This window comes from Caballeronia sp. dw_19, assembly GCF_018449515.1.
Classification (GTDB): Bacteria; Pseudomonadota; Gammaproteobacteria; order Burkholderiales; family Burkholderiaceae; genus Caballeronia.
Map to the genome: position 1 here is coordinate 41,921 of NZ_JAAVUQ010000021.1, position 21,984 is coordinate 63,904.

Below are 21,984 nucleotides of genomic sequence, written 5' to 3' on the forward strand. Positions count from 1 at the left end.
CGGCGATTGCTACCAAATTGAAGGGATCTATATGAAACGCACCGCGATTGCAGCTGTCTTGCTGACTTTTGGAGCACTTCAGGCCGCGCAGGCGCAAGACAGCGTCGGCAGTGTTTTGACGGGTGGGGCCAGGGTCGATAAAGTCGAGGTTGGCGGGGACGTTCACGATCTTCCTAAACCGGAGATCGTGCTGGTACGCGACTTGGCGCCTCCCGTCAGCGGAGTAGCGCTGGACACGTCTCTTGCGGCGAGGTTGCGCAGGCACAGAATGAACTTGTTCGATACACCTGACGACCTGACGCCGGAGATGCTGGCTCAAAACGTTCAGACGGCCTTCACGAAGGGGCTGTCCGACGAGCTGAAGAAGGTCCAGATTCCGACCGGGAAAGTGGGGGAGCCTGAGGGGGCCAGCGCCGGTTCCACTCTTGTGGTTGACGGTGAATTCCTTGCTATCAGCGAAGGCAACGAAAGCAAGCGGATCATGGTCGGGCTTGGACGGGGCGCAAGCACGGTCAGGATGCACGTCACCGTGTCTTCCGTCAGATCCGGTCGCTCGACGGTTGTGTTGGCTTTCGACGTAAGTTCGGCTAGCGGTAAGTCGCCCGGTGCGCTTCTAACCATGGGCGGCGGGTCGCTTGCTGTCGGTACGGCCAAGAAAGCGGCCGGAAACACACGATCGACTACAGAGCACGACGCATCCGCCATGGGAAAACTGGTGGCGCTTCAGATCGAAGCGTCGCTGGACAACCAGCAGCGGGTTGCAAGCCAGTAGTGTGGACCGTGCTGGCCCATACCGAACCGAAAATAGGACTGAGCACGATAGGCAGGGCTACCCATCGGGCCGGCCATATTATTGGCTTGCCGTATCGCACTGACGGTGACCGCGTCGTGTAAATGACCATCACCGCATCAGTTGCTTCCCACACCCGTTTTACGGCTTTCTCGGCACAGTGCCGGGAAGCCGCGTGCTGGCGCTTTTGGAAACGGAACGCTGGTGGAGTACGGATCGGAGCCTCCTTGGGGTGTACCCCGGTTAGCAATGCAACAAAAGCCTTTCCCAACAAGAGCCCCGGCATTTTCTGACTAGTCATTCTTCACTTAAACTGAATAATTATATGTGTAGCGGTGAAGTGCAATGCGGGTGCACGAGCGTAAGCTTCGTTATCCGCTTAAGCATTCATTCGCGTATTCCTTGGCACTCAGGAGACAGTCACATGAAAATCGTGGAAATCCGCGAGCAAACCATTCCGATCAGTTCGTCCATTCGGAATGCATATATCGATTTCAGCAAGATGACGCTCAGTCTCGTTGCCGTTATCACCGACGTCATCCGTGACGGTAAACCCGTCGTAGGCTACGGCTTCAATTCGAACGGACGGTACGGCCAAGGCAAGCTGATGCGCGAACGTTTTATTCCGCGCGTGCTGGAAGCCGAGCCGGATTCGTTGCTCGACATCTCGGGTAACAACCTCGATCCACACAAGATCTGGGCCGCGATGTTCACGAACGAAAAGCCCGGCGGTCACGGCGAGCGCTCGGTGGCCATCGGCACTATCGACATGGCGGTATGGGACGCGGTCGCGAAGATCGAAGGCAAGCCGCTGTTCCAGTTGCTGGCGGACCGCTACGGCAACGGCACGCCGGACCGCTACGGCAACGGCACGCCGGACCGTGAGATATTCGTCTATGCGGCGGGCGGTTACTACTATCCGGGCCAAGATTTCGGCAAGCTCAAGGACGAGATGCGCAGCTATATTGACCGCGGTTATACGGTGGTCAAGAAGAAGATAGGCGGCGGTTCACTCGACGACGACCTGCGCCGCATCGACGCCGTGCTTTCCGTGCTGCAGGACGGTCAAAAGCTCGCTGTGGATGCGAATGGCCGCTTCGACCTGGACACGGCCATTCAGTATGCAAAGGCCCTCTCGCAATACGACCTGTTCTGGTATGAAGAGGCGGGCGATCCACTCGATTTCGAACTGCAGGCCACGCTGAGAAATTACTACGACAAGCCAATGGCAACTGGCGAGAATTTGTTCTCGATGCAGGATGCGCGTAACCTGATCCGCTATGGCGGCATGCGGGCCGACCGCGATTACCTGCAATTCGACTGCGCGTTGAGCTATGGGTTGGTCGAATATTTGCGTACGCTGGACATGCTGCACCAGCATGGCTGGTCGCGTTCGCGCTGTATCCCGCACGGCGGCCACCAGATGTCATTGAACATTGCAGCGGGTCTCGGTCTGGGCGGCAACGAATCGTATCCGGATCTGTTCCAGCCATTCGGCGGCTTTCCGGACGGCGTGAAAGTGCACAACGGCTATGTGACCTTGCCGGAACTTCCCGGCATCGGCTTTGAAGGCAAGAGCGATTTGTATGTCCATATGCAGGCTTTGTCATCGTAAGGCTTTCTTCTCTTCGTCGTCGCGTGGCTTGGCTATTTTCTAGCGGCTGGTGTGGCGGCGCCCGACGCGATTTATCCATACGCTATTCGGCGCCGTCCCGAAGCGCCGGCTGACAGGAATATTGCAATGCAAAAACCTAGCGAGCTCACCGGCCGCGATCTCCTTCGCGATCCCCGTCTTAACAAAGGCTCCGCCTTTACCGAAGCAGAACGCCGCCAATACCATCTCGAAGGACTGCTTCCGCCGGGCAGCAGTTCACTGGAATTGCAGGTCGCGCGTACGCATACGGAACTGGCCGCCCTCGACAACGACCTGCAAAAATATCTTCTGTTGTCCGATCTCCAGGCCCGCAACGAGACCTTGTTCTACGCCACGATCATGTCCGATCCGGCGACGTTCATGCCGCTCGTGTACACACCGACAGTCGGCGAGGCATGCCAGAAATTCAACCATATATTCCGTGCGACGCGGGGCATGTACGTGCCCATCTCGGCGCGCGGAAGGGTGAAAGAGTTGCTGCAAAACTGGCCTGAAAAGGATGTTCGCTTCATTGTGGTGACGGATGGCGAACGCATTCTCGGACTTGGCGACCTGGGCGTCGGCGGGATGGGCATTCCTATCGGCAAGCTCTCGCTCTATACGGCCTGCGCAGGCGTGCCGCCCCAATATTGCCTGCCGGTGACGCTGGATGTGGGCACCAATAACCGCGACCTGCTCGACGATCCGCTGTATCTGGGCCTGCGTCAGGAACGCGTACGAGGCGACGACTACCATGCATTCGTGAACGAGTTTGTCGAAGCTGCGCTGGAGCTGCATCCGAAATGCTGCATCCAGTGGGAAGACTTCGCCAACTTCAATGCCGTGCCGCTGCTCGCGCGATACAAAGACAAAATCTGCACCTATAACGACGATATCCAGGGCACCGCCGCCGTCGCGCTGGCGGGGATCTTCGCCGCGCTTCACATCTCGAAGCAAAAGCTCGTCGACCAGCGGTTCCTGTTCCTGGGCGGCGGCTCGGCGGGGACCGGCATTGCCGAATTGATCAGCCAGGCGATGGTGCTGGAAGGCTTGAGTATCGACGAAGCAAGGGCACGCAACGCGCTGTTCGACGTGAATGGGCTGATGGTGAAATCGCGCCAGGACCTGGCCGATTTCCAAAAGCCTTTCGCTGTGGATCATGCGCCCGTGGATACGTTTGCCAACGCGGTGAAGGCGCTGAAACCGACGGGCATCATTGGCGTCAGTACCGTGCCGAAGCTGTTCAACCAGCAGGTGATCGAGGCCATGGCGCAGATCAACGAGCGTCCGATCATCTTCCCGTATTCCAACCCGACCTCACGCTCCGAGTGCACGGCCGAGGAAGCGTACCGGTGGTCCTCCGGCCGCGCTATTTTCGCGAGCGGCAGTCCGTTCCCGCCGGTGGAAATAGAAGGGCGCACGTTTGTGCCCGGACAAGGCAACAACGTCTATATTTTTCCCGCGCTGGGCATGGCCGTGTTCGCCACCCAGGCAACTCGGGTCACGGACGAAATGTTCATTATCGCGGCGAAAGCAGTGGCCGAGCAGGTCTCCGAAGCCAGTCTGGCAACCGGCCTGATCTATCCGCCGCAGAGCAAGATTTTCGAGGCCTCGCTTCATGTGGCCGTGCGCGTGGCCGAGTGTATTTTCGATAATCAACTCGCGCGCGTGCCAAGACCGGACGACATCACCGCACTGATCCGCGACTGCGCTTATAAGCCGGCATACGCGCTCTGAGTCGGGCGGGCGTTCGATTTGGCCCGTGCCCGATCAGGGCCGGAACATGTCGAACGCTTTCGGTGGGTTCGGTCCCGAGATTCCGTCCCAAGCGGTTTCACTCCGCTTTCATCGTGCGGATGCGTTAGGCAAGTGCGGCCCGGATGCGGTCGATCGCCGGGATCTCCGGCGCGCGCCCGCCGACCTGTTCCCGAGGGCACCACGGGTACGGCAGGGCGTCGGCCCATCGCAAGATCGGCTCGACAGCATCTTGCGGCAATGTCGTCATCTCTTCTATCGTGATACGGAGTTGCCGGACCTGTCCGGAATTTTCCGCCGCCAACCAGTCGTATCGGCCGAAACCGACGCGCGCCAGACCGGTGCTTTTCTCCGACATACAAACAAGCCAGTCGCAACTAAATGACGATCCGGCGGCGGGCGGATCGCCGATGCAGAAGGTGTAGACGTTCTCATAACGCTGGGCAAATTCGCTCACCAGAACAGTCGAAATAGCTTTCGCGCCTTTGACCGTAGCCGGGAACGAGATTTCCGAGGTGTTCACTTGCATCGTCAGTTCGGCATCGGCGGTAAATGCGTCGGTGATCAAAAACGGGCGATTGCCGTCCTTTGCCCGAATATAGATTTCGATGGATTTTTGCAGAGTGATCATGGGCGGTTCAGTGACTATGCTGACAGGGTGGGAGCGGGTGCGGGCCCAAGTCTAGCGCCGCCTGGCGCGTCCAGGGCGGTACCCCTTCGCCTTTGGCGGACATGCGGGCGGCGCGTTATCGACGTCTTTGACCGTTGGATAATTCAGGCGGGACCCTGTCTTTACGCGATGTCGGAAAGGCCGCGCCTGGGATAATTGCTTCCGCGAAAGCGAGTTTTCGCGTAGATTTGCGACCGCGAAACAATTGTTACCCGGTAAAAGTAAGAGGAAACCATTCATGACCATTGCCCGGCGAATCCGCGAAGTGTCCAAGTTGAGCGGCGATTTCCTGCTCCGTTCAGGCAAGCGCAGCAACACCTACTTCGATAAATATCGCTTCGAATCCGATCCCGTATTGCTGAAAGCGATTGCGGAAGCGATGGTGCCCCTGATCCCCCCCGGCACCGAAATATTGGGCGGTCTCGAGATGGGCGGTATTCCAATCGTGACCATGCTCAGCCAGGTGACTGGCTTGCCCGCCGCGTATATCCGCAAGGAAGCGAAAGAGTACGGCACCTGCAAGTATGCGGAAGGCGCCGAGCTGGCCGGACGCAAGCTGGTGCTGGTCGAGGACATTGTGTCGAGCGGCGGCGCAATTTCCGACGCGGTGGCTAAACTGCGCGCCGACGGCGTGCCGGTTTCGTTGACGCTGTGCGTGATCGACCGTGAAAGCGGCGGCAAGGAAATGCTTGAGGGAATCGGGATTGAATTGAGATCCCTCTATACCTTCTCGCAGATAGAAGCCGGGCAGTAAGGGCTTGCTTTGAAAGCTTGCGCTATCCCGGTTCTGTGCGCTGTGAGCACGTCATCCTGAGTCTCCCTCCTTGAGCGCCCGAGCATGCAGCTTCTCGATCACGTTTCTATCGGTGTTCCCGATCTTGACATTGCCCGGCGCTTTTACGACGCGATCATGAGCGTGCTCGGCGCAGCGAAGGTGTACGACTTGCCTCACGCGCTGGGATACGGCGAACGGTGCACGCCGCAGGATGCTGGATCGACTTATCTCGCGGTGTACCTGGATCAGGGCCTGATAGGCGACAACAAGCGGCATTGGTGTTTCAAGGCCGCTTCCCGTGGGCAGGTCGACGCATTCCACGCGGCGGGCCTTGTGGCTGGGGGCCGCTCGGATGGACTTCCAGGATTACGATCCGACTACCATCCAGGTTATTACGCCGCGTTCCTCCGTGATCCGGCGGGCAATCGCGTTGAAGCGGTGTGTCACCTCGTCGCCTGACGGCTGGTTTGCTCAAGCCTTCACCCAGTATCCGCGCTACCCGAAAAATAGTTGTATGCGCCGGAGAAGTCATCGGCGGTGATGGCTTGCCATGAATACTTTGTCCCGGGTCTTGAGTTCTGCACCGAGCGCTTCGATGGCCCTCGTAATCGCGGCCGGTGAACTCACTGTGCCGAAGTATAACTAACCATTAGCATTGCCAAGTTGTTATGCGATCGGACCGGTCTCGCGCATGAGCGCGGCTCCTTGGGTGAAATCCTTGCCTCCAGTTGCATGGCTGACACGACCCACGGGATTGTGAACGCGCGTGCGCAGGATCAGAGTTCAAACCGGGTCGAGCGTTCGCTATCCAGACAACCAACGAGCGTTTCGCTGCCGTCCGGAGAACGGCGGGCGTTGGCCCCAAGCGTGGCTATTGAGCCTGGTCGGTGTCGGTCGAGGCCTGCTGGTGCCGATGCCCATGGCCTCTTCCGGTTGCGGCCGGAGCGCTGGCTTGAACCGGCGGCGCGGGCGGATGATTCATGTACTGGAAGTTTTGCGCGATGGCCGAGTTGGCCATGTCCGGACTGGACTGTGCGTAAGCTGAGGAAATGAACAACAGACAGGCGACGCCCGGGGCAAACGGGATACGGTTCATGTGTGACTCGGTTGTATTGATCAGCTCGTGATGCTCAGTCGCGCGATCCGGTCGATGGAAATAGCATGCTTGCCGCGAAGGCTCGTGAAAGTGATCAAAGTGACGGGATCAAAGCGTGAAGAAAAAAACGGCCCACCCAAGAGGGCGGGCCAAGCTGCAGTCACTTGCATCACTCACAACCGCGTCTTTGGGAGAAGACGCATATTGAGTGTATGCCGTGCTTGCCGCGAATGCATTGCAGGGCTGCTTACATGCGTTACACCGCGTGACAAGTGCTCCCTGACACACGTGGAACAAACCTTGCGCATGCTTCTATCGCTGCATGCCGCAACTTGGCATGCGAGGTGAAGAATGAAGGGGTCCGTAACACCCGGATAGATTACAATGCCGACATCGAAATCATATCAACTGAAGTTTGATGAGCATCAATCCGTGTCCTGACCCGAGTTAACCCCATTCCCATGAGCAAAAAAAATTGCAGAAAGTTGTTATCCAAATCGGCATTCAAGCCGTTAATAGGCAAGTAGATGGACAACCATCGACCGGCCGGAAGGTTCCTGGGATGTTTGACCGACCGCATCATCGATCGTTAGACGGGCTAAAGCGACGAGCTAAAGCTCGTTGAGCGCCAGGGTTGATGTCTGCCGTTGAACTTGTCCGCCGATGTCGGCGTCTGTACCACCTGTGCATGAATGCACGACTCGCCATGTGAAGCTACTTCACTTTTTACCCGCCTCGCACTTATGGAAAACACCATGAAGAAAATTGCCATCACCCTCGCTCTCGTAGCAACGAGCTTCTGCGCTATCGCTCCGGCTTCCGCTGCGCCGTATCATCATCGCGAGTGCCACAAAGTGAAGGTGCATCACCATTGGGTGAATCGCTGCCATTGATTCGGAGCTTTCCGGCTGATCGATGCGCAGGCATGGCGTCGAATCCCGGTTAAATCCGCTGCGTCCGCATCAACAAAGCGCATCAGCAAGGCATTAAGCAGTCTTTGAAAAAGCCGTTCTGCATTTCGCAGGAACGGCTTTTCCGCGTCTGGCATTGCCCTGTGCGACGCGTAGCCTGACGGCGTTGGATCGCGGTGACAGCCTCGACGGACAAACGCGTACAAGAAGAAAGATCATCGCGCGCCAGCCCAGAGCGCATAGAATAATTGCATGACGAATGAGCGCTGGACTGCTCACAAGACCAGAACAGGAAAGAAAATCGAAAGGTGGGACGTGCATGCAAGGCATTGACTGATTGCGTGGGTGATCGCGGCTTTAGGGAAACCTTTAGGGAAACCGTTTTCCGCAAGCAGGAGGGGCGATCGGCGAAGTGCGAACAGGCGCGGGTCGGCTCGGGTCCGAGAGCGTCAGACAATACCGCCTTAGCGTTGGAAGCCTTCGAATGTTAAAAAAAACGACTATTTTCTTTCGGCTAAGAGCGGCTTTAGCGCGCCATCCGAATGCAATAGGTCTAGGCAGCATCGCTTTCTCGGTGATCGTGCTCGGGTTCGCCCTGGCTGTCCTGGTGCAGGCGCGTGAGGACGCAACCGCTCGCGCTATCGAGAATGCAGACAATCTCGCGCGGGTCATTGAACATGACATCACCTACACCTCCGAACTCACGGACCTCTCCATTCAAGCGGCCGTGGACGGCGCACAAGACGCAGACATCATGCGGCTGCCGGACCACCTGAGGCGGGAACTTCTATTCGATAGATCCGCTACCGCCAGCCAGTACATAGGCGCGTTGTTGTGCCTTGATTCGAGGGGCAGGATCATTGTGGATTCCACCAGCGTGGTTCCACGCAGCGTGGATCTGTCCGATCGCCCATGGTTCACCGTTCATCGCGACAATCCAAAGCTGGGCCTGTTCGTCAGCCGTCCGCTACAGTCGCGCCTGAATCCCGGTGAAGTCGATCTCATGTTCAGCCGGCGGGTGAACCATCCTGATGGCTCGTTCGCCGGTGTGGTGGTGGCGGCCTTCCGGCTCGACTACTTCCAGAACCTGCTGTCGGGCGTCCAGCTTGGTCCTGGGGGTGCCATTACGCTCTTGCAGGATGACGGCCATGTGATCCTGCGTTATCCGAACGATGGAACCCCGGTCGACGAGAACTTCAGCGGGAGAAAAAACTTCGAGCGATTCAGGCAGACGCATGAGACGTCGTTCATCGACACATCCGGGAAAGACGGAGAGGAGCGGCTGTACAACTTTCGCCGGTTCGACAAGCTGAAAATGATTGTGATCATTGCGCCCGCGACCCGTTACGTGTTTGCGGACTGGACGAGCCGGGCGTGGTACATCGGCATTGTTACTGCGCTGCTGATCATCGGCATGTTGTTTGCCGCGCAGCTTCTCTCCGTGGAATTCCGGCACAGGCTGATCGTCGAGCAGCAGTTGCGCGACATGACGCGTATCGATGGGCTGACGGGTCTGAGCAACCGGCGCAGTCTGGACGATCGTCTCATGCTCGAATGGCACCGCTCGAAACGCTCGGGAAAACCATTGGCGCTTTTGTTCGTGGATATCGACCGGTTTAAAAGCTACAACGACACGTACGGTCATCAGGCCGGTGACGACGCGTTGACCGCCGTGGCGCAAGCGATCGCGCGTAACAGCCAGCGGCCGGGCGATATCGCTGCGCGCTTCGGGGGCGAGGAGTTCGTCGTCTTGCTGCCGGAGACGGACGGCGCGGCGGCGGCTATAGTTGCAGCCGCTATCCACGCGGCGGTGCGTGGACTGGCTATCGAACACAACGGCAGCGAACATGGGTTGATCACGGTGAGCATCGGCGTGGCGTGTACAGATACTGAAGAGGTAACCGACGCGCTCGCGTTGATCAAGGCGGCAGACCAGGCCGTGTATCGAGCGAAGGCTTCAGGCAGAAACCAAACCAGCATGGCCGAGCCATTCGGCGGCGCGGCCGTGACGACATAGGCCGGATTTAAGTGCCCACGGCTTCATGCAATGCGCGACCTTGGGCTGATCCTTGGGCTGATAGTGATGAGCACGCGCCCTGGCGTTCGTTTAGCCGGCTCCGGTCGAAGAGGCCAGGGCGCTGATGGTTTCCCTTATGTTGCTCGCGGCAACATCGTTTAACCGTGTGCTCAGGCCGCGCCGGTGATTGGGGTTTTATCGCGGATTGACGTGACATGCTGCCTGGCCGCCTCGTTCCCGTGAGATAGCGCGCGCACGGCAAGGGAAAACGCTAGCTGGGTGTCGTGAGCAACAGCGCTACGGTCATCGTCGAAGAGTTTGGCTGCGTGGCGCAAATGCTGTGCCGCTTGCCCATGGAGTTCCGCGGCTGTTGCGTGATGCTGCGCGGCGGTCGTGCTGTGTTCAGCGGAACCCGTTGGCGGCGGCAATACTGTCGACGAACCGGCGTTGTGTTTGACGACGCTGTTGGCCTCGTCTATGGCGTGAAGCGCATAACCGTGTGCCATGACCGCCTGATGGGCGGCGTGGTCGTAGTCCTTGCCTGCTTCGAAATGGTGTGACGCCTCGCGGTGAAATCGCGCGGCCTGCTCGTGATGCGACGCTGCGGCTTCGAGATGTCCCTTTTTACTTTGTTTTGTGTTCATGGCTGCTCCTCCTGTACAACTTGTCCGACTTCGACGTTTGACCCGTCGCATGATCCACGCAACAGGCCGGAACCTATCCAATGAATTTACGCTTCTTCGGTTCCCGGATGTCTTTTTTCTGCAGGTGGGTGCGCTCTGGCGCTACTTGCTTGTACCCCGGCCGCAGTGAAACACGATGACGTTGCCGGGATGGCGGTGGCTAAGTCGATCACCAGGAGTTCAGCGCAGCGGATGACCTACACGCTTGAAAAGCTGAGGTATGTGAAGAAGCATCCGCGCGCGAAGCGTTACCACCTTGTGTTGAATGCGATGCAGATTGGCTTTAACCAGGCGTGAGCGTGTGGTGCATACGCGGTACACGGTGACGGATCTCGGGCGAGAGTGATTCTCGGCTGATGCAAGGGAGGCTTAGCGACTATGCGTCGAACGGGGAAGGGCTGATTATTGGCGATATGACGATTCCAGCGGCCGTGGTTGACCGGGAGCGGCGGCCAGTGGGATCGGTGCTGTTGTCGCGCCGACGACTCACCGGACGCTCGCCGAAGCGAAGCAGCGCCTGGCACCAACAGTGATTGATTGCGCGCGCACAATCAGCGACTCAATCCATACGCCTGGATAGGTTTTTCGTTCGCACTCCTCCAACTGAACCCTTTGGCCGGGTGCGAACGAAACCAACGAAAGCGCGCCTTCTTCAATACCCCGGCGGCGGAGGAGGCGGCATTCCGGGCGGCGGTGGCGGAGGAGGCGGCTGCGTCGAATAAACGCCTTGCGGCGGCGGTGCGCTCATCATCCGGCCGCGCATTGGCACGCGGTTGCCGTTCGCATACATGCACTGCAGATACGCGTAGTCATAGCGTCGCTGCACGTCATACGCCGAACCTTGCGCATTGGTCGCACCAAACAAACTGCCGCCCAGCAAGCCAGCGCCGGCACCAATAGCTGCGCCCGAACCGCCGCCGAACGCCGCACCTGCCGCGGCGCCCAACGCCGTACCGACCACTGCACTGCCCACCGCGCTGTTGGTAGTGGCCTGATTGGCCGATTCGCCGCCCACCTGCCCATACGCAAACTGGCGACACGAACCGTCATCCGCGCGGAACTGGTCAAAAGTCTTGCCAGTGCCAGGAAGGGCCATCACGCTCGGTCCCGACGGCACTACGGCGCACCCGCCAAGAATGCCCAGCGAAACCCCCATTGAAACGAGTAATGCAAGTCTTGGATACTTCATGACGCTTTGATCTTCCATTCAAGGATTACTGAGAGTTGCCTGGCTGCGGCGCCACGGGACGCCAGCCGGACGGGCAGTCCTTCACATACGGGTAATACGCTTTCGATGCATCGCAGTAGTACCAGGAACCACCCTGCTGTCCGGAGGCATCGGCCGACGGCCCCGGACCCTGCGCTTGTCCCTGTTCGACATAGTTGACCGGTGGCGGTGCCGGTACAGCCACGACCGGAGGATAGGGGTAGTAATACGGAACAGGTGCAACCGGATAGTAATAAGGCACACCCACGCCCACCCCAACAAAAACACGTGCAGCATTTGCCGGCCCGCAGAGATAGGCTGCGGCGGCTGCGACCGCCGCCAGCGGCAAGCAAGAATTCAGGCGTTTCACGACATTTCTCCCAACCTGGTTTGACGACACGCTCCCCGATTCTTTACCGTAAGCAGTAAGCAGATATCGCACCGTCCCGCGATCTGCTGCATTAAAAGGAGCACACCTGAACGCTAATTCAGTTGACCACGAAGCGCCATTACAGACGTTACTCGCCATTTTTCCGATCGTTACAAAACTGCAGTGAACGTGTCTATTAGAAAGAAAATTGACAGTATAAAGTAATATATTTTACGAGAATCGTTCGAAAATCGCCTGTAATTCCGGGCACTTGGCGGCGAATGCATGCATTCGCCCACGCGTTCCCGAAGCAGGGTCTCAGGATTGAAAACGATCAATTCGCCCGATAATTCCAGACGCAGTGTTGTTTACATGAGACGCCGAATCGTCTTCAGGCACAAGAGCAGGTGTCTGTGAATAGTTGCTCGCGCAACCAGCGGTTATTCGCGAGCAAGTGTCGGTGCGAATGGCAATGGAAGAGAGCGCGTTGACGCAACACCTGACGCGGCTGCAAGCGTAGCAGAACCGCAAGGCGACGTAGCGCCGCTGGAAAACGGTCACCGGCAGTGGCGCCACAAGGAAGCGGCGAGGTCGGATAAAAGCGCAAGCGCAGCAGCGGCCCGGGCCGCGCCATGATGCGGACCATCACGCCGGCCCGTGGTCCGCGAACAAATGAACCGCGGACCACGGGCTCAGGCCGTCCGCTTCCGGTTATTGCCGCGTTTCAGCTCTGATCGCTTCGGCGAACCGCTTGATGTAGACCGGCGATGCATCGCTGATTGCCCAATACACCATGCCGTCCTGACGCCACTCGACCAGCGAGTAACCATCGTCGGATTGCGTGATCAGAGGCGTGGACGACGGCGCGCTTTTGCCAGCGCTTTTGCTACGATCATCAGGGTAGACGTACAAGTCGATCGGATGTTTCAGATACCGGTAGATCATGACGGCAACGGGGCGATGATCCACGTAATCGAGCCGCCCGCCGACCAGCGGAAAGCCTTGCGCCTGGGGATCGACCACGGGCGGCGCATAGTCAATACGTCCATTGAACCAGGGCTTCACCGTGTGCTGGTCGCTCGACAGCACATCCATCGTGCGCGCCGACATCAGCGCCCGTACATGGCTTGAAACGATCTCCTGTTGCAGGTCAGCGCCTCGGGGCGGTTGCCGGGTCCAGAGCAGCGTCATGAAGACCAGCGAGCACAAGCCGATCCCCGCGATTCCCCCGCCGATGAACGGCAATCCCGCCATGCGCCACAACCCGTTCCAAGGCGATGGACTTTTCCTGGCCGTTTCTGCTTTCAACCGGGCTTGCACCTGCGCGCGCAAGGATTCAGGGGCCCGTTCATAAAGCGACCCGTCGCGCAGTTTCCCCGCGAGCGATGAGTTGGATTTAGTTTCCACGCTTGGACTCCTCTGGACCGGCGGGTGGTGTTTTGACCAGGCGGATCGCCTGCTGTTCCGAGCCGCCCTGCGCCGCCCGTACAGCCGCGCACAACAGGCGGCGCGCGCGCGAAAGCCGTGACATGACTGTGCCCAGCGGGATGCCCGCCACGGCCGCTACGTCCCTGTAGCTCATGTCTTCCAGTTCACGCAAGACGATCACCTCACGATATTCAACCGGCAACGTAGCCAACGCCCGATGCACGAGTTCGGTCTCGTCCTGACGCACCGCCAGCTTTTCCGGATCGTCGCCGCTTTCATCGGCCCAGCCGGGGAGTTGATCGTCGACGTTGAGCGAATCGTCGTAGGGCGTGGCATCCACACGGTTATGTTGCCTGCGCCATTCGGTGAACCACGTGTTGCGCACGATCGCCAGCAGCCAGGCGCGCGGATTGTCGCCCTCGTAACTATCGAAGAAACGGAAGGCTCTCAGGAAGGCTTCCTGCACGACGTCGTCGGCGTCCGTGGGATTGCCACTCAACCAGCGGGCAAGGTTATACGCCGCGTCCAGATGCGGCAGCATCACCGCATCGAAGCGATTCGGCGAGTGCTTCGCCATCGGTACTCTCCCTGGCAAGCGGTGTTGCCGCGGAACCTGTGGAACGTGCAAAACGTGCGCCACACGCCGACGCGCACGACGGGTCGCCGGTCGGTCCGCAATACCGCAATTCAAGACGCCGGCTCTCGACTGTACTTACCGGTCAACTACCTGATTTATTCCCGATTATGCGAGTTTGGCGAAAAAAATTGACCAGGAATAAAGCGCTGGACCTCTGAGTTTGATGGGCATGGGCCAATGCATAGCCACGTGCATACCCGTTTTGCACACCCATCCATCAGGAGCCGTTCATGCCCGACCTCGACAAAAAAATCCTCCCGCCCGACCCCCTCACGAAACACGGCGCCAGACGGCGCACCGCACTGACGTGCATGGCATGGGCCGGTGCAGGCATGCTGTGGACCCTGAACGGCGGCGTGCCGGGATCAAAGCTGATAGGGGGCACCGCAGAGGCTGCCGAAATCGACCGTCATGCGTTCAGCTTCGTGCAGATCAGCGACAGTCATATTGGCTTCAGCAAGGACCCGAACCTTGATCCTGCCAGCACGCTGCAGGAAGCCGTCGACAAGATCCGCACTAGCTCGGAGAAGCCCAGGTTCATCATCCATACCGGCGACATCAGCCACCTGTCCAAGCCCGGCGAGTTCGACACCGCCACGCAGATCGTCCAGAGCGCCGGGCTCGATGTGCACTACGTACCGGGCGAACACGACGTGCTCGTCGATGACGGCGGTTCATATTTCGAGCGCTTCGCCAAACCCGCGGACCCCAAGTGGTACAGCTTCGATCAAGGCGGGGTGCATTTCGTCGGCTTGACCAACGTGCTGGATCTGCGTGGCGGCGGCCTGGGTTTTCTCGGCGACGAACAGCTAGCGTGGCTGAAGCAAGACCTGCACGCGCGCACGAGCAGCACGCCGCTGGTGGTGTTCGCGCATATCCCCCTCTGGTCTTTGTATCCGCAATGGGGCTGGGGCACCGACGACAGCGCGCAGGCGCTGAGCCTGATGAAGCGTTTCGGCTCGGTCACGGTGCTCAACGGCCATGTGCATCAGGTCGCACAAAAAGTTGAAGGTGAGATCAATTTTTACTCCGCGTTGTCGACCGCTTTTCCGCAACCCGCACCGGGCACGGCAGCAGGTCCCGGTCCGATGAAGGTCCCGGCGGACACGCTACGCAAGATGCTCGGGGTGCGCACAGTCAACTATGTTCCAGGCAAAGCTGACCTGGCCATTGTCGATACGCGGCTCAGCGTATGAGCGCCATCTTGAACAAGCGGAGAACGATGATGTCTGATCTTCGGCGTGTATGGGTAGCGAAGACCGCCGCCAAAACGCTGGTCGCAGTATCCTTTGCAACGGCGCTGGTGGCTGCGCCCGCATTCGCCGCCGAGGCGAAGCCGGCGGCTATCGTTGTGATCGACAACTTCTCGTTTAGTCCTGCTCAGTTGTCCGTTTCAGCAGGGTCGACCGTGACCTGGGAGAACCATGACGACATGCCTCATACCATCGTCAACGATGCAACGCCGCGCGAATTCAAATCGGCGCCGCTAGATTCCGGGGAGCAGTTTTCACAGACGTTCCCGAAGCCCGGCACGTACAAGTATTTCTGTTCGATCCATCCGCACATGACGGGCACGATTGTTGTGAAATAGAAGGGACTACTACGGGCTATTGCTGCAGACCCAGCCGATACCACGTGACCTGCCGGTATGGTTCACCGGGGCGCACGATCACGCTTCCCGCGTCCGCCATGTTGACCTGGTTTGGGAACGCGCCGGCCTGGAGACACAGGCCGGCGTGTTTGCCGTAACGCTGTCCGTGCCGTCCCACGATGCCATCCAGATGATTGCCGGTATAGAACTGCACGCCGGGGGCGTTGGTTCCCATTGTCAACTCGCGGCCACTGCCGGGGTCGTAGAGCCGTACCACGGGCTTGAGCGTTTTGCCGGTTTCGCCCACGACATAGCAATGGTCGAAACCGCCAGCACGCGCGAGCTGATCGTGTGGCCAGTCGAGCCGTGCGCCGAGCGGAGCGCTTGCGCGGAAATCGAACGCATGGCCCGCGACCTGAGCGCGGCCTTCGGGGATCAGGGCGGCGTCGACTTCGAAGAACGTGTCGGCATCGATGGAGATGACATGGCCGCGGATATCGGCGGTTTCGTCGCCGGACAGATTGAAGCAGGCGTGGTTCGTCAGGTTCAGTGGTGTAGGTGCATCCGATACGGCTTCATACGCGAGCGTCAAGGTGCCGTCGTCGTCGAGCGTATAGCGCAATGTGGTTGACACATTGCCTGGAAACCCCGCGTCGCCTTCTGGCGATTCATGCGTGAGGACCAGTGCGCCGTCCACTTCGCGGGCGTCCCACAGCGCCCGATGAAATCCTGCCGCGCCGCCATGCAGCAGGTTATCGCCCTCGTTGCGATCGAGCGAATAGGCAACGTTGTCGAGCGCGAAGCGGGCGTTCTCGATGCGGTTTGCCCAGCGTCCGATCACCCCGCCCAGATAAGCATGGCCGGCGAAATATTCGGCGGGCGTGTCGTGACCCAGCAGGACATCTGCCACGCGTCCCGCGCGATCAGCGGTATTCCACGAGACCAGCGTTGCACCGAGATCGCTGATTGCGACGCGCATGCCGTGCACATTACGCAGCGTGAACAGGCGCGCAACATCGCCGCCGGGTAACTCCCCCCAGCGTTCGACACTTACGCGCGCAGAGCCTGGGCGGAGAGGGGTGGGCATATCGGCGAAAATTTCGGCGAAACTCATGGAGGGCGGGGATCAGCCGGGTTGTGCGCAGGGCGCGACCGCCAGGCGCTCCTGATATTCGCGCGGCGTACAGTCCAACTCGCGGCGGAACACGGCGTACATGTATTGCAGCGAAGTGAAACCGCAGCGGATGGCGACTTCGGCGCTGGATAGATCGTGACGAGCGAGGAGTTGCTTCGCGACATCGAGTTTGTGATTCAGTATCTCCTGATGCACGGTGCAACCGAGTTCGCGGCGGAAGTGATCCTCCAGCGACGAGCGCGATACGCCCACGTAATCGGCCACTTGCTCGGTCTTGATGCCCTGGCATCCGTATTGGCGGATGTAATGGCGCGCACGCATGACATAGGGACTCGACACCGGTTGATGGCGAGTCGATTCGAGCACGTTGATGCCCACCGGCGGCACGAGGATGCGCCGGCCGTGAAAGCGCGCGCCGCCCAGCATCTGGTGCAGCAAATGAGCCGCTGTACGGCCCATTTCCTCGGTTCCCTGGATCACGGAGGAGAGCGGAATGCGGGTGAGCGAGCGGGTCAACGGATCGTTGTCTATGCCAATGATGGCCACTTGCTCAGGTACGGGAATACCGGAGATGAGGCACGCTTGCAGCAGATGCCGCGCGCGGGCATCGGTCACGGCGATCACGCCGACGGGCTTCGGCAAGCTCTCGAGCCATGAGGTCAGTTGTGCGCTTGCCTGGCTCCAGACCGGCGCGCTGGTCGGCAGGCCGCGATGGATATCTGCCTCCAGCCCATCGGCTGCGAGCAGCGCCTTGAAGGCCAGTTCACGCTCTTGTGCCCAGCGGTTTTCCGGTGCTTCAGGCAGGCTGTAAAGTGCGAAACGCTGCAAGCCCGCACCGATCAGATGCGTGTACGCAAGCGACATCAGCTTGGTGTTGTCGGTTGCGATATAGGGCAGCCTGGCTGGATAACATGTCGGGTCCGCATAAGACGAACCTACGGCGACCACGGGCAGTTGGGAATCTCCCAATGCTTCGGCCACTGCTGGATCGTCGAAATCCGCGATGATGCCGTCGCCTTCGAAGCGTTCAATGCCATTCAGCCGGCAGCGGAAATCCTCCTCCAGGAAGAGATCCCATGCGACGCGCGTGGACAGCAAATAGTTGCCGATGCCGGTAATCACCTCGCGGTCATACACCTTGTTCGCGTTGAACAGCAGCGCGATCCGGTGTGAAGCCTGAGCGGTCTGTGGTCGTGTCATCGAACTCCGTATGGATGCATGCCGCTGGCCGCGATATGTCCATCGTCTCTGTTGCGGCGCAATATGCGCCTGTTTTTTTACGGGGTCTTTTTAGCGTTTGCTGATTTTAGGCCCGCGCGCCGGGGAACCGCCAGCCTGATTTTCACTTAGTGGTGTTACGAAATTGGGCAGGGGTGTTCGTTCGCACTCGGGGTTTGGGCGTTGATTTTTTTGGGGGTATGGTGGGTTCTGGGGTTGGCGGTCGGGGTTAGTGCTGGGTTGGTCGGTTCCGGGGTTAGTGGTCGGTCGGGTTCATTGCCGGGTTGGTGCTTTCGGCCTTAGTGGTCTGCGAGAGTCGGATTTTCTCTTTATCACTATTAGCCACTGTGCGTGGCGGCACGTCATTTCTTTGTCCAAAGCGACAAAGAAACGAAGCAAAGAAAGCGCTTTAACCGCGCTACCCTAAGTGTCCACAGCGTGCAGTTTCTATTCATAGGTGCCCCAAAAGCACGGTGCTCGCCAGAGCGAAGGATGTGTGAAACCCTCCTTCTCGCGAATCCTGACACGAACACGCTTCGCCCCGTACGCTCTCGGGCAAGCACAATTGCTAAGGAACCCGCACTGCCTTACGGGTATTTACGGCTGCGGCTTTTTGACAGCTTAGCTCCTGGTCTGTGCGACCGTATTCATAGGCCACAGCTTCTTGCGTGTTTGTGTTTACTGCTTCAGTTTTTGTGAATTGGCTGCGCGTTCTGTACAGCTATTTTCGTCGGTCACGGCCGTCCGCATCTTTGCGGCTTCGTTTCCAGCAGGGTTGGCGACGAGGTTCGAGGCGCTTACACATTTGGTGTTTGGTCGTCCGCGGATAGCGCGGGGTGCTCCTTGGGCAGGTTCAATCACTGGTGGCGAAGCGTGTGGTTCCTTGGCAATGGTGCTTGCCCGAGAGCGTACGGGGCGAAGCGTGTTCGTGTCAGGATTCGCGAGAAGGAGGGGTTCACACATCCGTGGCTCTGGCGAGCACCGTGCTTTTGGGGCACCCATGAATGAAAACTGCACGCTGTGGACACTTAGGGTAGCGTGGTTTAAAAGCGTTTTCTTTGCTTCGTTTCTTTGTCGCTTTGGACAAAGAAATGACGTGCCGCCACGCACAGTGGCTAATAGTGATAAAGAGAAAATCCGACTCTCGCAGACCACTAACACCGAAAGCAGCAACCCGGCACTGACCCCGACCGCTAACCCAGAACCGACCACCCCGGCATTAACCCCGACCACTAACCCCCGGGAACCCACCACCCCACCATAGCCCACCAAACCCCAAGTGCGAACGCCCCCCTCCCGCTAACCTCCAACCTCAAGAAACACCATAAGCGCTGGCGGATTTCGCAATTGCCCGGTCCGCGACGATGCTGGCAGCATGGTGACACATTAAAAAGAAGGAGACGCCCATGTCATATTTCGAACATTTGCCCGCCGTGCGTTACGAAGGCCCCCAGTCGGATAACCCCTTTGCTTATCGCCATTACGACCCCGACAAACTGGTGCTCGGCAAGCGCATGGAAGATCACTTGCGGCTGGCCGTCTGCTACTGGCATACGTTCGTCTGGCCGGGCGTGGACATGTTCGGCCAAGGCACGTTTCACCGGCCGTGGCAGCAACCCGGCGACGCTATCGAACGCGCCCATCTGAAAGCCGACGCGGCGTTCGAATTCTTCTCGAAACTGGGCGCGCCGTATTACACCTTCCATGACACGGACGTGTCACCCGAAGGCGACAGCATCAAGCACTACGTCAACAACTTCAAAGGCGTCACGGACTATCTGGCGGCCAAGCAGGAAGAGACCGGCATCAAGCTGTTATGGGGTACGGCGAACCTGTTCTCGCACCCGCGCTACGCAGCAGGAGCCGCGACCAATCCAAACCCCGAAGTATTTGCGTTCGCAGCCACGCAGGTGTTCCAGGCACTTGAGGCCACGCATCGGCTTGGCGGCGAAAACTATGTGTTGTGGGGCGGTCGCGAAGGTTACGACACGCTGCTCAATACCGATCTCAAGCGCGAACGGGATCAGCTCGGACGTTTCCTCAACATGGTGGTGGAGCACAAACACAAGACGGGTTTCAAAGGCGCGTTGCTGATCGAGCCGAAACCGCAAGAACCGACCAAGCACCAGTACGACTACGACGTGGCGACAGTCCACGGTTTTCTCGCACAGTTCGGTTTGCAAAATGAAATCCGCGTAAACATTGAAGCGAATCATGCAACGCTCGCGGGACATTCATTCCACCATGAGATTGCGACGGCATACGCGCTAGGCATCTTCGGCAGTGTCGATGCAAATCGCGGCGATCCGCAAAACGGCTGGGACACCGACCAGTTTCCGAACAGCGTTGAAGAGCTGACGCTGGCGCTGTATGAAATCCTGCGGCACGGCGGCTTCAGCACCGGTGGCATGAATTTCGATGCGAAGGTACGGCGCCAGAGCGTAGCGCCCGAAGACCTGTTCTTTGGGCACATAGGCGCGATCGACGTGATAGCGATTGCACTTGAACGGGCCGCCACGCTGGTCGAGAACGACAAGCTTGCCGAATTCAAGACGCAGCGTTATGCAGGTTGGGACACGGAATTTGGCCGCAAGATACTCTCGGGCGGTTACTCTCTGGAGTCGCTGGCTATCGATGCGCTTGGACGTCGTGTTAACCCTCAGCATGTGAGCGGACAACAGGAGCAGCTTGAAAATATCGTGAACAGGGCGATCTATAAGTGATGTGCTTATTCGCGGAAACCCGCATCGAAAATCATTAAGCGGCCCGGCTGATTTCGCAATTGCATCCAAGGCGATCAAGGGCCCAAGCTAACGACAAAATAAAGAGACGACCCACCCGCAAAACCGACGACCGCGAACATCGATTCGCGGCGCAAGCAGTAGATTCCGCCGACGTCCCCTCTCTCGCACATGCGTTGTCCTGACCGGCCACGCAGGAAGACGCATCGGCTAGTCAACCATAAAAAGGAGTGAGACATGAAGTTCGCAAAACGCCGTGCCGTGCTGGGATCGCTGGTCTGTGGAGCGATGTTCGCCAGTTTGTCCGTACTTCCTACCCTCGCTCATGCGAGCAAGGACAAGCCTGAAATCGGCTTCTGTATTGACGACCTGCGGGTCGAGCGCTGGTCGCGTGACCGCGATTATTTTGTCGCCGCCGCCACGAAGCTGGGTGCCAAGGTGTCCGTGCAATCCGCCGATGCCAGCGAAGAACGGCAGATATCGCAGATCGAAAACCTGATCTCGCGGGGTGTCGATGTCATCGTGATCGTGCCGTTCAATTCGAAAACCCTCGGCAATGTAGTGGCGGAAGCGAAGAAGGCGGGCATCAAGGTGGTGTCGTACGACCGTCTGATCCTCGACGCCGATGTGGACGCCTATATCTCCTTCGACAACGAAAAGGTCGGCGAAATGCAGGCTCAAGGCGTGTTCAACGCCCAGCCCAAGGGTAACTACTTCATGCTCGGCGGCGCACCGACCGACAACAACGCGAAGATGCTGCGTGCAGGGCAGATGAAGATCCTGAAGCCGGCCATCGATCGCGGCGACATCAAAGTTGTGGGCCAGCAATGGGTGCCGGAATGGAGCGCCGCGACCGCGCTGCGCATCACCGAAGACGCGCTGACCGCGAACGACAACAAGATCGACGCGATCGTGGCGTCCAATGACGGCACGGCCGGCGGCGCGATCCAGGCGCTTGCCGCGCAACACCTCGCGGGCAAGGTGCCTATCTCCGGGCAGGATGCCGACCTGGCGGCAGTCAAGCGCCTGGTGGATGGCACGCAGACCATGACCGTCTATAAACCGCTGAAGTTGATTGCAGGCGAAGCGGCCAAACTGGCGGTGGACCTGGCGAAAGGGCAGCAACCGGCCTATAACGCGAAATACGATAACGGCAAGAAGCAGGTCAACACCGTGTTGCTGCAGCCGACGCTCCTGACCAAGAGCAATGTCGATACCGTGATAAAGGACGGCTTCTATACGCAGGCCCAGTTGGCGGGAAATTAATACGCCTTTTGCGTCATGCCAGGCGTGAGGGCCTTGAAAATACGCTCTAAGCGTATGAGGC

The 21,984-nt window shown here is 58.9% G+C and carries 20 protein-coding genes; 10 read left to right on the forward strand and 10 right to left on the reverse strand.

Going from position 1 to position 21,984, the window contains the following annotated elements:
- Positions 1 to 31: 31 nt before the first annotated feature.
- The 3 genes from HB376_RS24875 (at position 32) to HB376_RS24885 (ending at position 4,160) form a co-directional block, all read left to right on the forward strand.
- On the forward strand, positions 32 to 772 hold the full coding sequence (locus tag HB376_RS24875; RefSeq protein ID WP_213766345.1) for a DUF4410 domain-containing protein: 741 nt from the start codon (positions 32 to 34) through the stop codon (positions 770 to 772).
- Between the two features lie 442 nt (positions 773 to 1,214).
- Positions 1,215 to 2,405, forward strand: coding sequence for a mandelate racemase/muconate lactonizing enzyme family protein (locus HB376_RS24880; protein ID WP_213766347.1), 1,191 nt, complete (start codon positions 1,215 to 1,217; stop codon positions 2,403 to 2,405).
- A 126-nt stretch (positions 2,406 to 2,531) separates the two neighbouring features.
- Positions 2,532 to 4,160, forward strand: a complete 1,629-nt coding sequence (locus tag HB376_RS24885; RefSeq protein WP_213766348.1) for an NAD-dependent malic enzyme — start codon at positions 2,532 to 2,534, stop codon at positions 4,158 to 4,160.
- 124 nt (positions 4,161 to 4,284) lie between these two features.
- Here HB376_RS24885 and HB376_RS24890 read toward each other — a convergent pair whose 3' ends face one another.
- The gene (locus tag HB376_RS24890; RefSeq protein WP_213766350.1) at positions 4,285 to 4,809 is read right to left on the reverse strand and encodes a hypothetical protein; all 525 of its coding nucleotides are present in this window, start codon (positions 4,807 to 4,809) and stop codon (positions 4,285 to 4,287) included.
- A 277-nt stretch (positions 4,810 to 5,086) separates the two neighbouring features.
- On the opposite strand from HB376_RS24890, the gene pyrE reads away from it, so the two are divergent.
- Positions 5,087 to 5,602, forward strand: coding sequence for an orotate phosphoribosyltransferase (gene pyrE / locus HB376_RS24895; RefSeq protein WP_213766351.1), 516 nt, complete (start codon positions 5,087 to 5,089; stop codon positions 5,600 to 5,602).
- A gap of 84 nt (positions 5,603 to 5,686) precedes the next feature.
- Positions 5,687 to 6,082, forward strand: coding sequence for a VOC family protein (locus tag HB376_RS24900; RefSeq protein ID WP_213766352.1), 396 nt, complete (start codon positions 5,687 to 5,689; stop codon positions 6,080 to 6,082).
- Between the two features lie 412 nt (positions 6,083 to 6,494).
- Here HB376_RS24900 and HB376_RS24905 read toward each other — a convergent pair whose 3' ends face one another.
- Positions 6,495 to 6,719 carry a hypothetical protein gene (locus tag HB376_RS24905; protein WP_213766353.1) on the reverse strand — a complete coding sequence of 75 codons (225 nt, stop codon included), beginning with the start codon at positions 6,717 to 6,719 and terminating at the stop codon, positions 6,495 to 6,497.
- Between the two features lie 865 nt (positions 6,720 to 7,584).
- A complete protein-coding gene (locus tag HB376_RS24910; protein ID WP_213766354.1) occupies positions 7,585 to 7,767 on the reverse strand; it encodes a hypothetical protein in 183 nt (60 codons plus the stop codon).
- Positions 7,768 to 8,114: 347 nt separating this feature from the next.
- Between HB376_RS24910 and HB376_RS24915 the strand changes: the two genes are divergently transcribed.
- Positions 8,115 to 9,647 (forward strand): GGDEF domain-containing protein, encoded by a 1,533-nt coding sequence (locus HB376_RS24915; RefSeq protein WP_213766355.1) that lies wholly within the window; start codon positions 8,115 to 8,117, stop codon positions 9,645 to 9,647.
- A 170-nt stretch (positions 9,648 to 9,817) separates the two neighbouring features.
- Here HB376_RS24915 and HB376_RS24920 read toward each other — a convergent pair whose 3' ends face one another.
- The 5 genes from HB376_RS24920 to HB376_RS24940 form a co-directional block, all read right to left on the reverse strand.
- Positions 9,818 to 10,291, reverse strand: a complete 474-nt coding sequence (locus HB376_RS24920; RefSeq protein WP_213766356.1) for a hypothetical protein — start codon at positions 10,289 to 10,291, stop codon at positions 9,818 to 9,820.
- A 691-nt stretch (positions 10,292 to 10,982) separates the two neighbouring features.
- Entirely contained in the window at positions 10,983 to 11,519 is a 537-nt protein-coding gene (locus HB376_RS24925; RefSeq protein ID WP_213766358.1) for a YMGG-like glycine zipper-containing protein, read from the reverse strand.
- 25 nt (positions 11,520 to 11,544) lie between these two features.
- The gene (locus HB376_RS24930) at positions 11,545 to 11,898 is read right to left on the reverse strand and encodes a hypothetical protein (protein WP_213766452.1); all 354 of its coding nucleotides are present in this window, start codon (positions 11,896 to 11,898) and stop codon (positions 11,545 to 11,547) included.
- Positions 11,899 to 12,618: 720 nt separating this feature from the next.
- Complete coding sequence (locus HB376_RS24935; RefSeq protein WP_213766360.1) at positions 12,619 to 13,314, reverse strand: anti-sigma factor; 696 nt, start codon at positions 13,312 to 13,314, stop codon at positions 12,619 to 12,621.
- Positions 13,304 to 13,912, reverse strand: a complete 609-nt coding sequence (locus HB376_RS24940; RefSeq protein ID WP_213766361.1) for an RNA polymerase sigma factor — start codon at positions 13,910 to 13,912, stop codon at positions 13,304 to 13,306. Before HB376_RS24940 ends, HB376_RS24935 begins: the two co-directional genes overlap by 11 nt.
- A 290-nt stretch (positions 13,913 to 14,202) precedes the next feature.
- On the opposite strand from HB376_RS24940, the gene HB376_RS24945 reads away from it, so the two are divergent.
- Both HB376_RS24945 and HB376_RS24950 read left to right on the forward strand, forming a co-directional pair.
- Positions 14,203 to 15,168, forward strand: coding sequence for a metallophosphoesterase (locus HB376_RS24945; RefSeq protein WP_213766362.1), 966 nt, complete (start codon positions 14,203 to 14,205; stop codon positions 15,166 to 15,168).
- 29 nt (positions 15,169 to 15,197) lie between these two features.
- Complete coding sequence (locus HB376_RS24950; RefSeq protein WP_255631554.1) at positions 15,198 to 15,563, forward strand: cupredoxin family copper-binding protein; 366 nt, start codon at positions 15,198 to 15,200, stop codon at positions 15,561 to 15,563.
- A 16-nt stretch (positions 15,564 to 15,579) separates the two neighbouring features.
- On the opposite strand, the gene HB376_RS24955 is transcribed toward HB376_RS24950, so the two are convergent.
- Positions 15,580 to 16,650, reverse strand: coding sequence for an aldose epimerase family protein (locus tag HB376_RS24955; protein WP_255631555.1), 1,071 nt, complete (start codon positions 16,648 to 16,650; stop codon positions 15,580 to 15,582).
- A 39-nt stretch (positions 16,651 to 16,689) separates the two neighbouring features.
- Complete coding sequence (locus HB376_RS24960) at positions 16,690 to 17,898, reverse strand: DNA-binding transcriptional regulator (RefSeq protein ID WP_213766365.1); 1,209 nt, start codon at positions 17,896 to 17,898, stop codon at positions 16,690 to 16,692.
- Between the two features lie 1,424 nt (positions 17,899 to 19,322).
- On the opposite strand from HB376_RS24960, the gene xylA reads away from it, so the two are divergent.
- Together xylA and xylF are read left to right on the forward strand one after the other, a co-directional pair.
- Positions 19,323 to 20,639 (forward strand): xylose isomerase, encoded by a 1,317-nt coding sequence (xylA, locus tag HB376_RS24965; RefSeq protein ID WP_213766367.1) that lies wholly within the window; start codon positions 19,323 to 19,325, stop codon positions 20,637 to 20,639.
- A 255-nt stretch (positions 20,640 to 20,894) separates the two neighbouring features.
- The gene (xylF, locus tag HB376_RS24970) at positions 20,895 to 21,923 is read left to right on the forward strand and encodes a D-xylose ABC transporter substrate-binding protein (protein ID WP_213766368.1); all 1,029 of its coding nucleotides are present in this window, start codon (positions 20,895 to 20,897) and stop codon (positions 21,921 to 21,923) included.
- Positions 21,924 to 21,984: the final 61 nt, after the last annotated feature.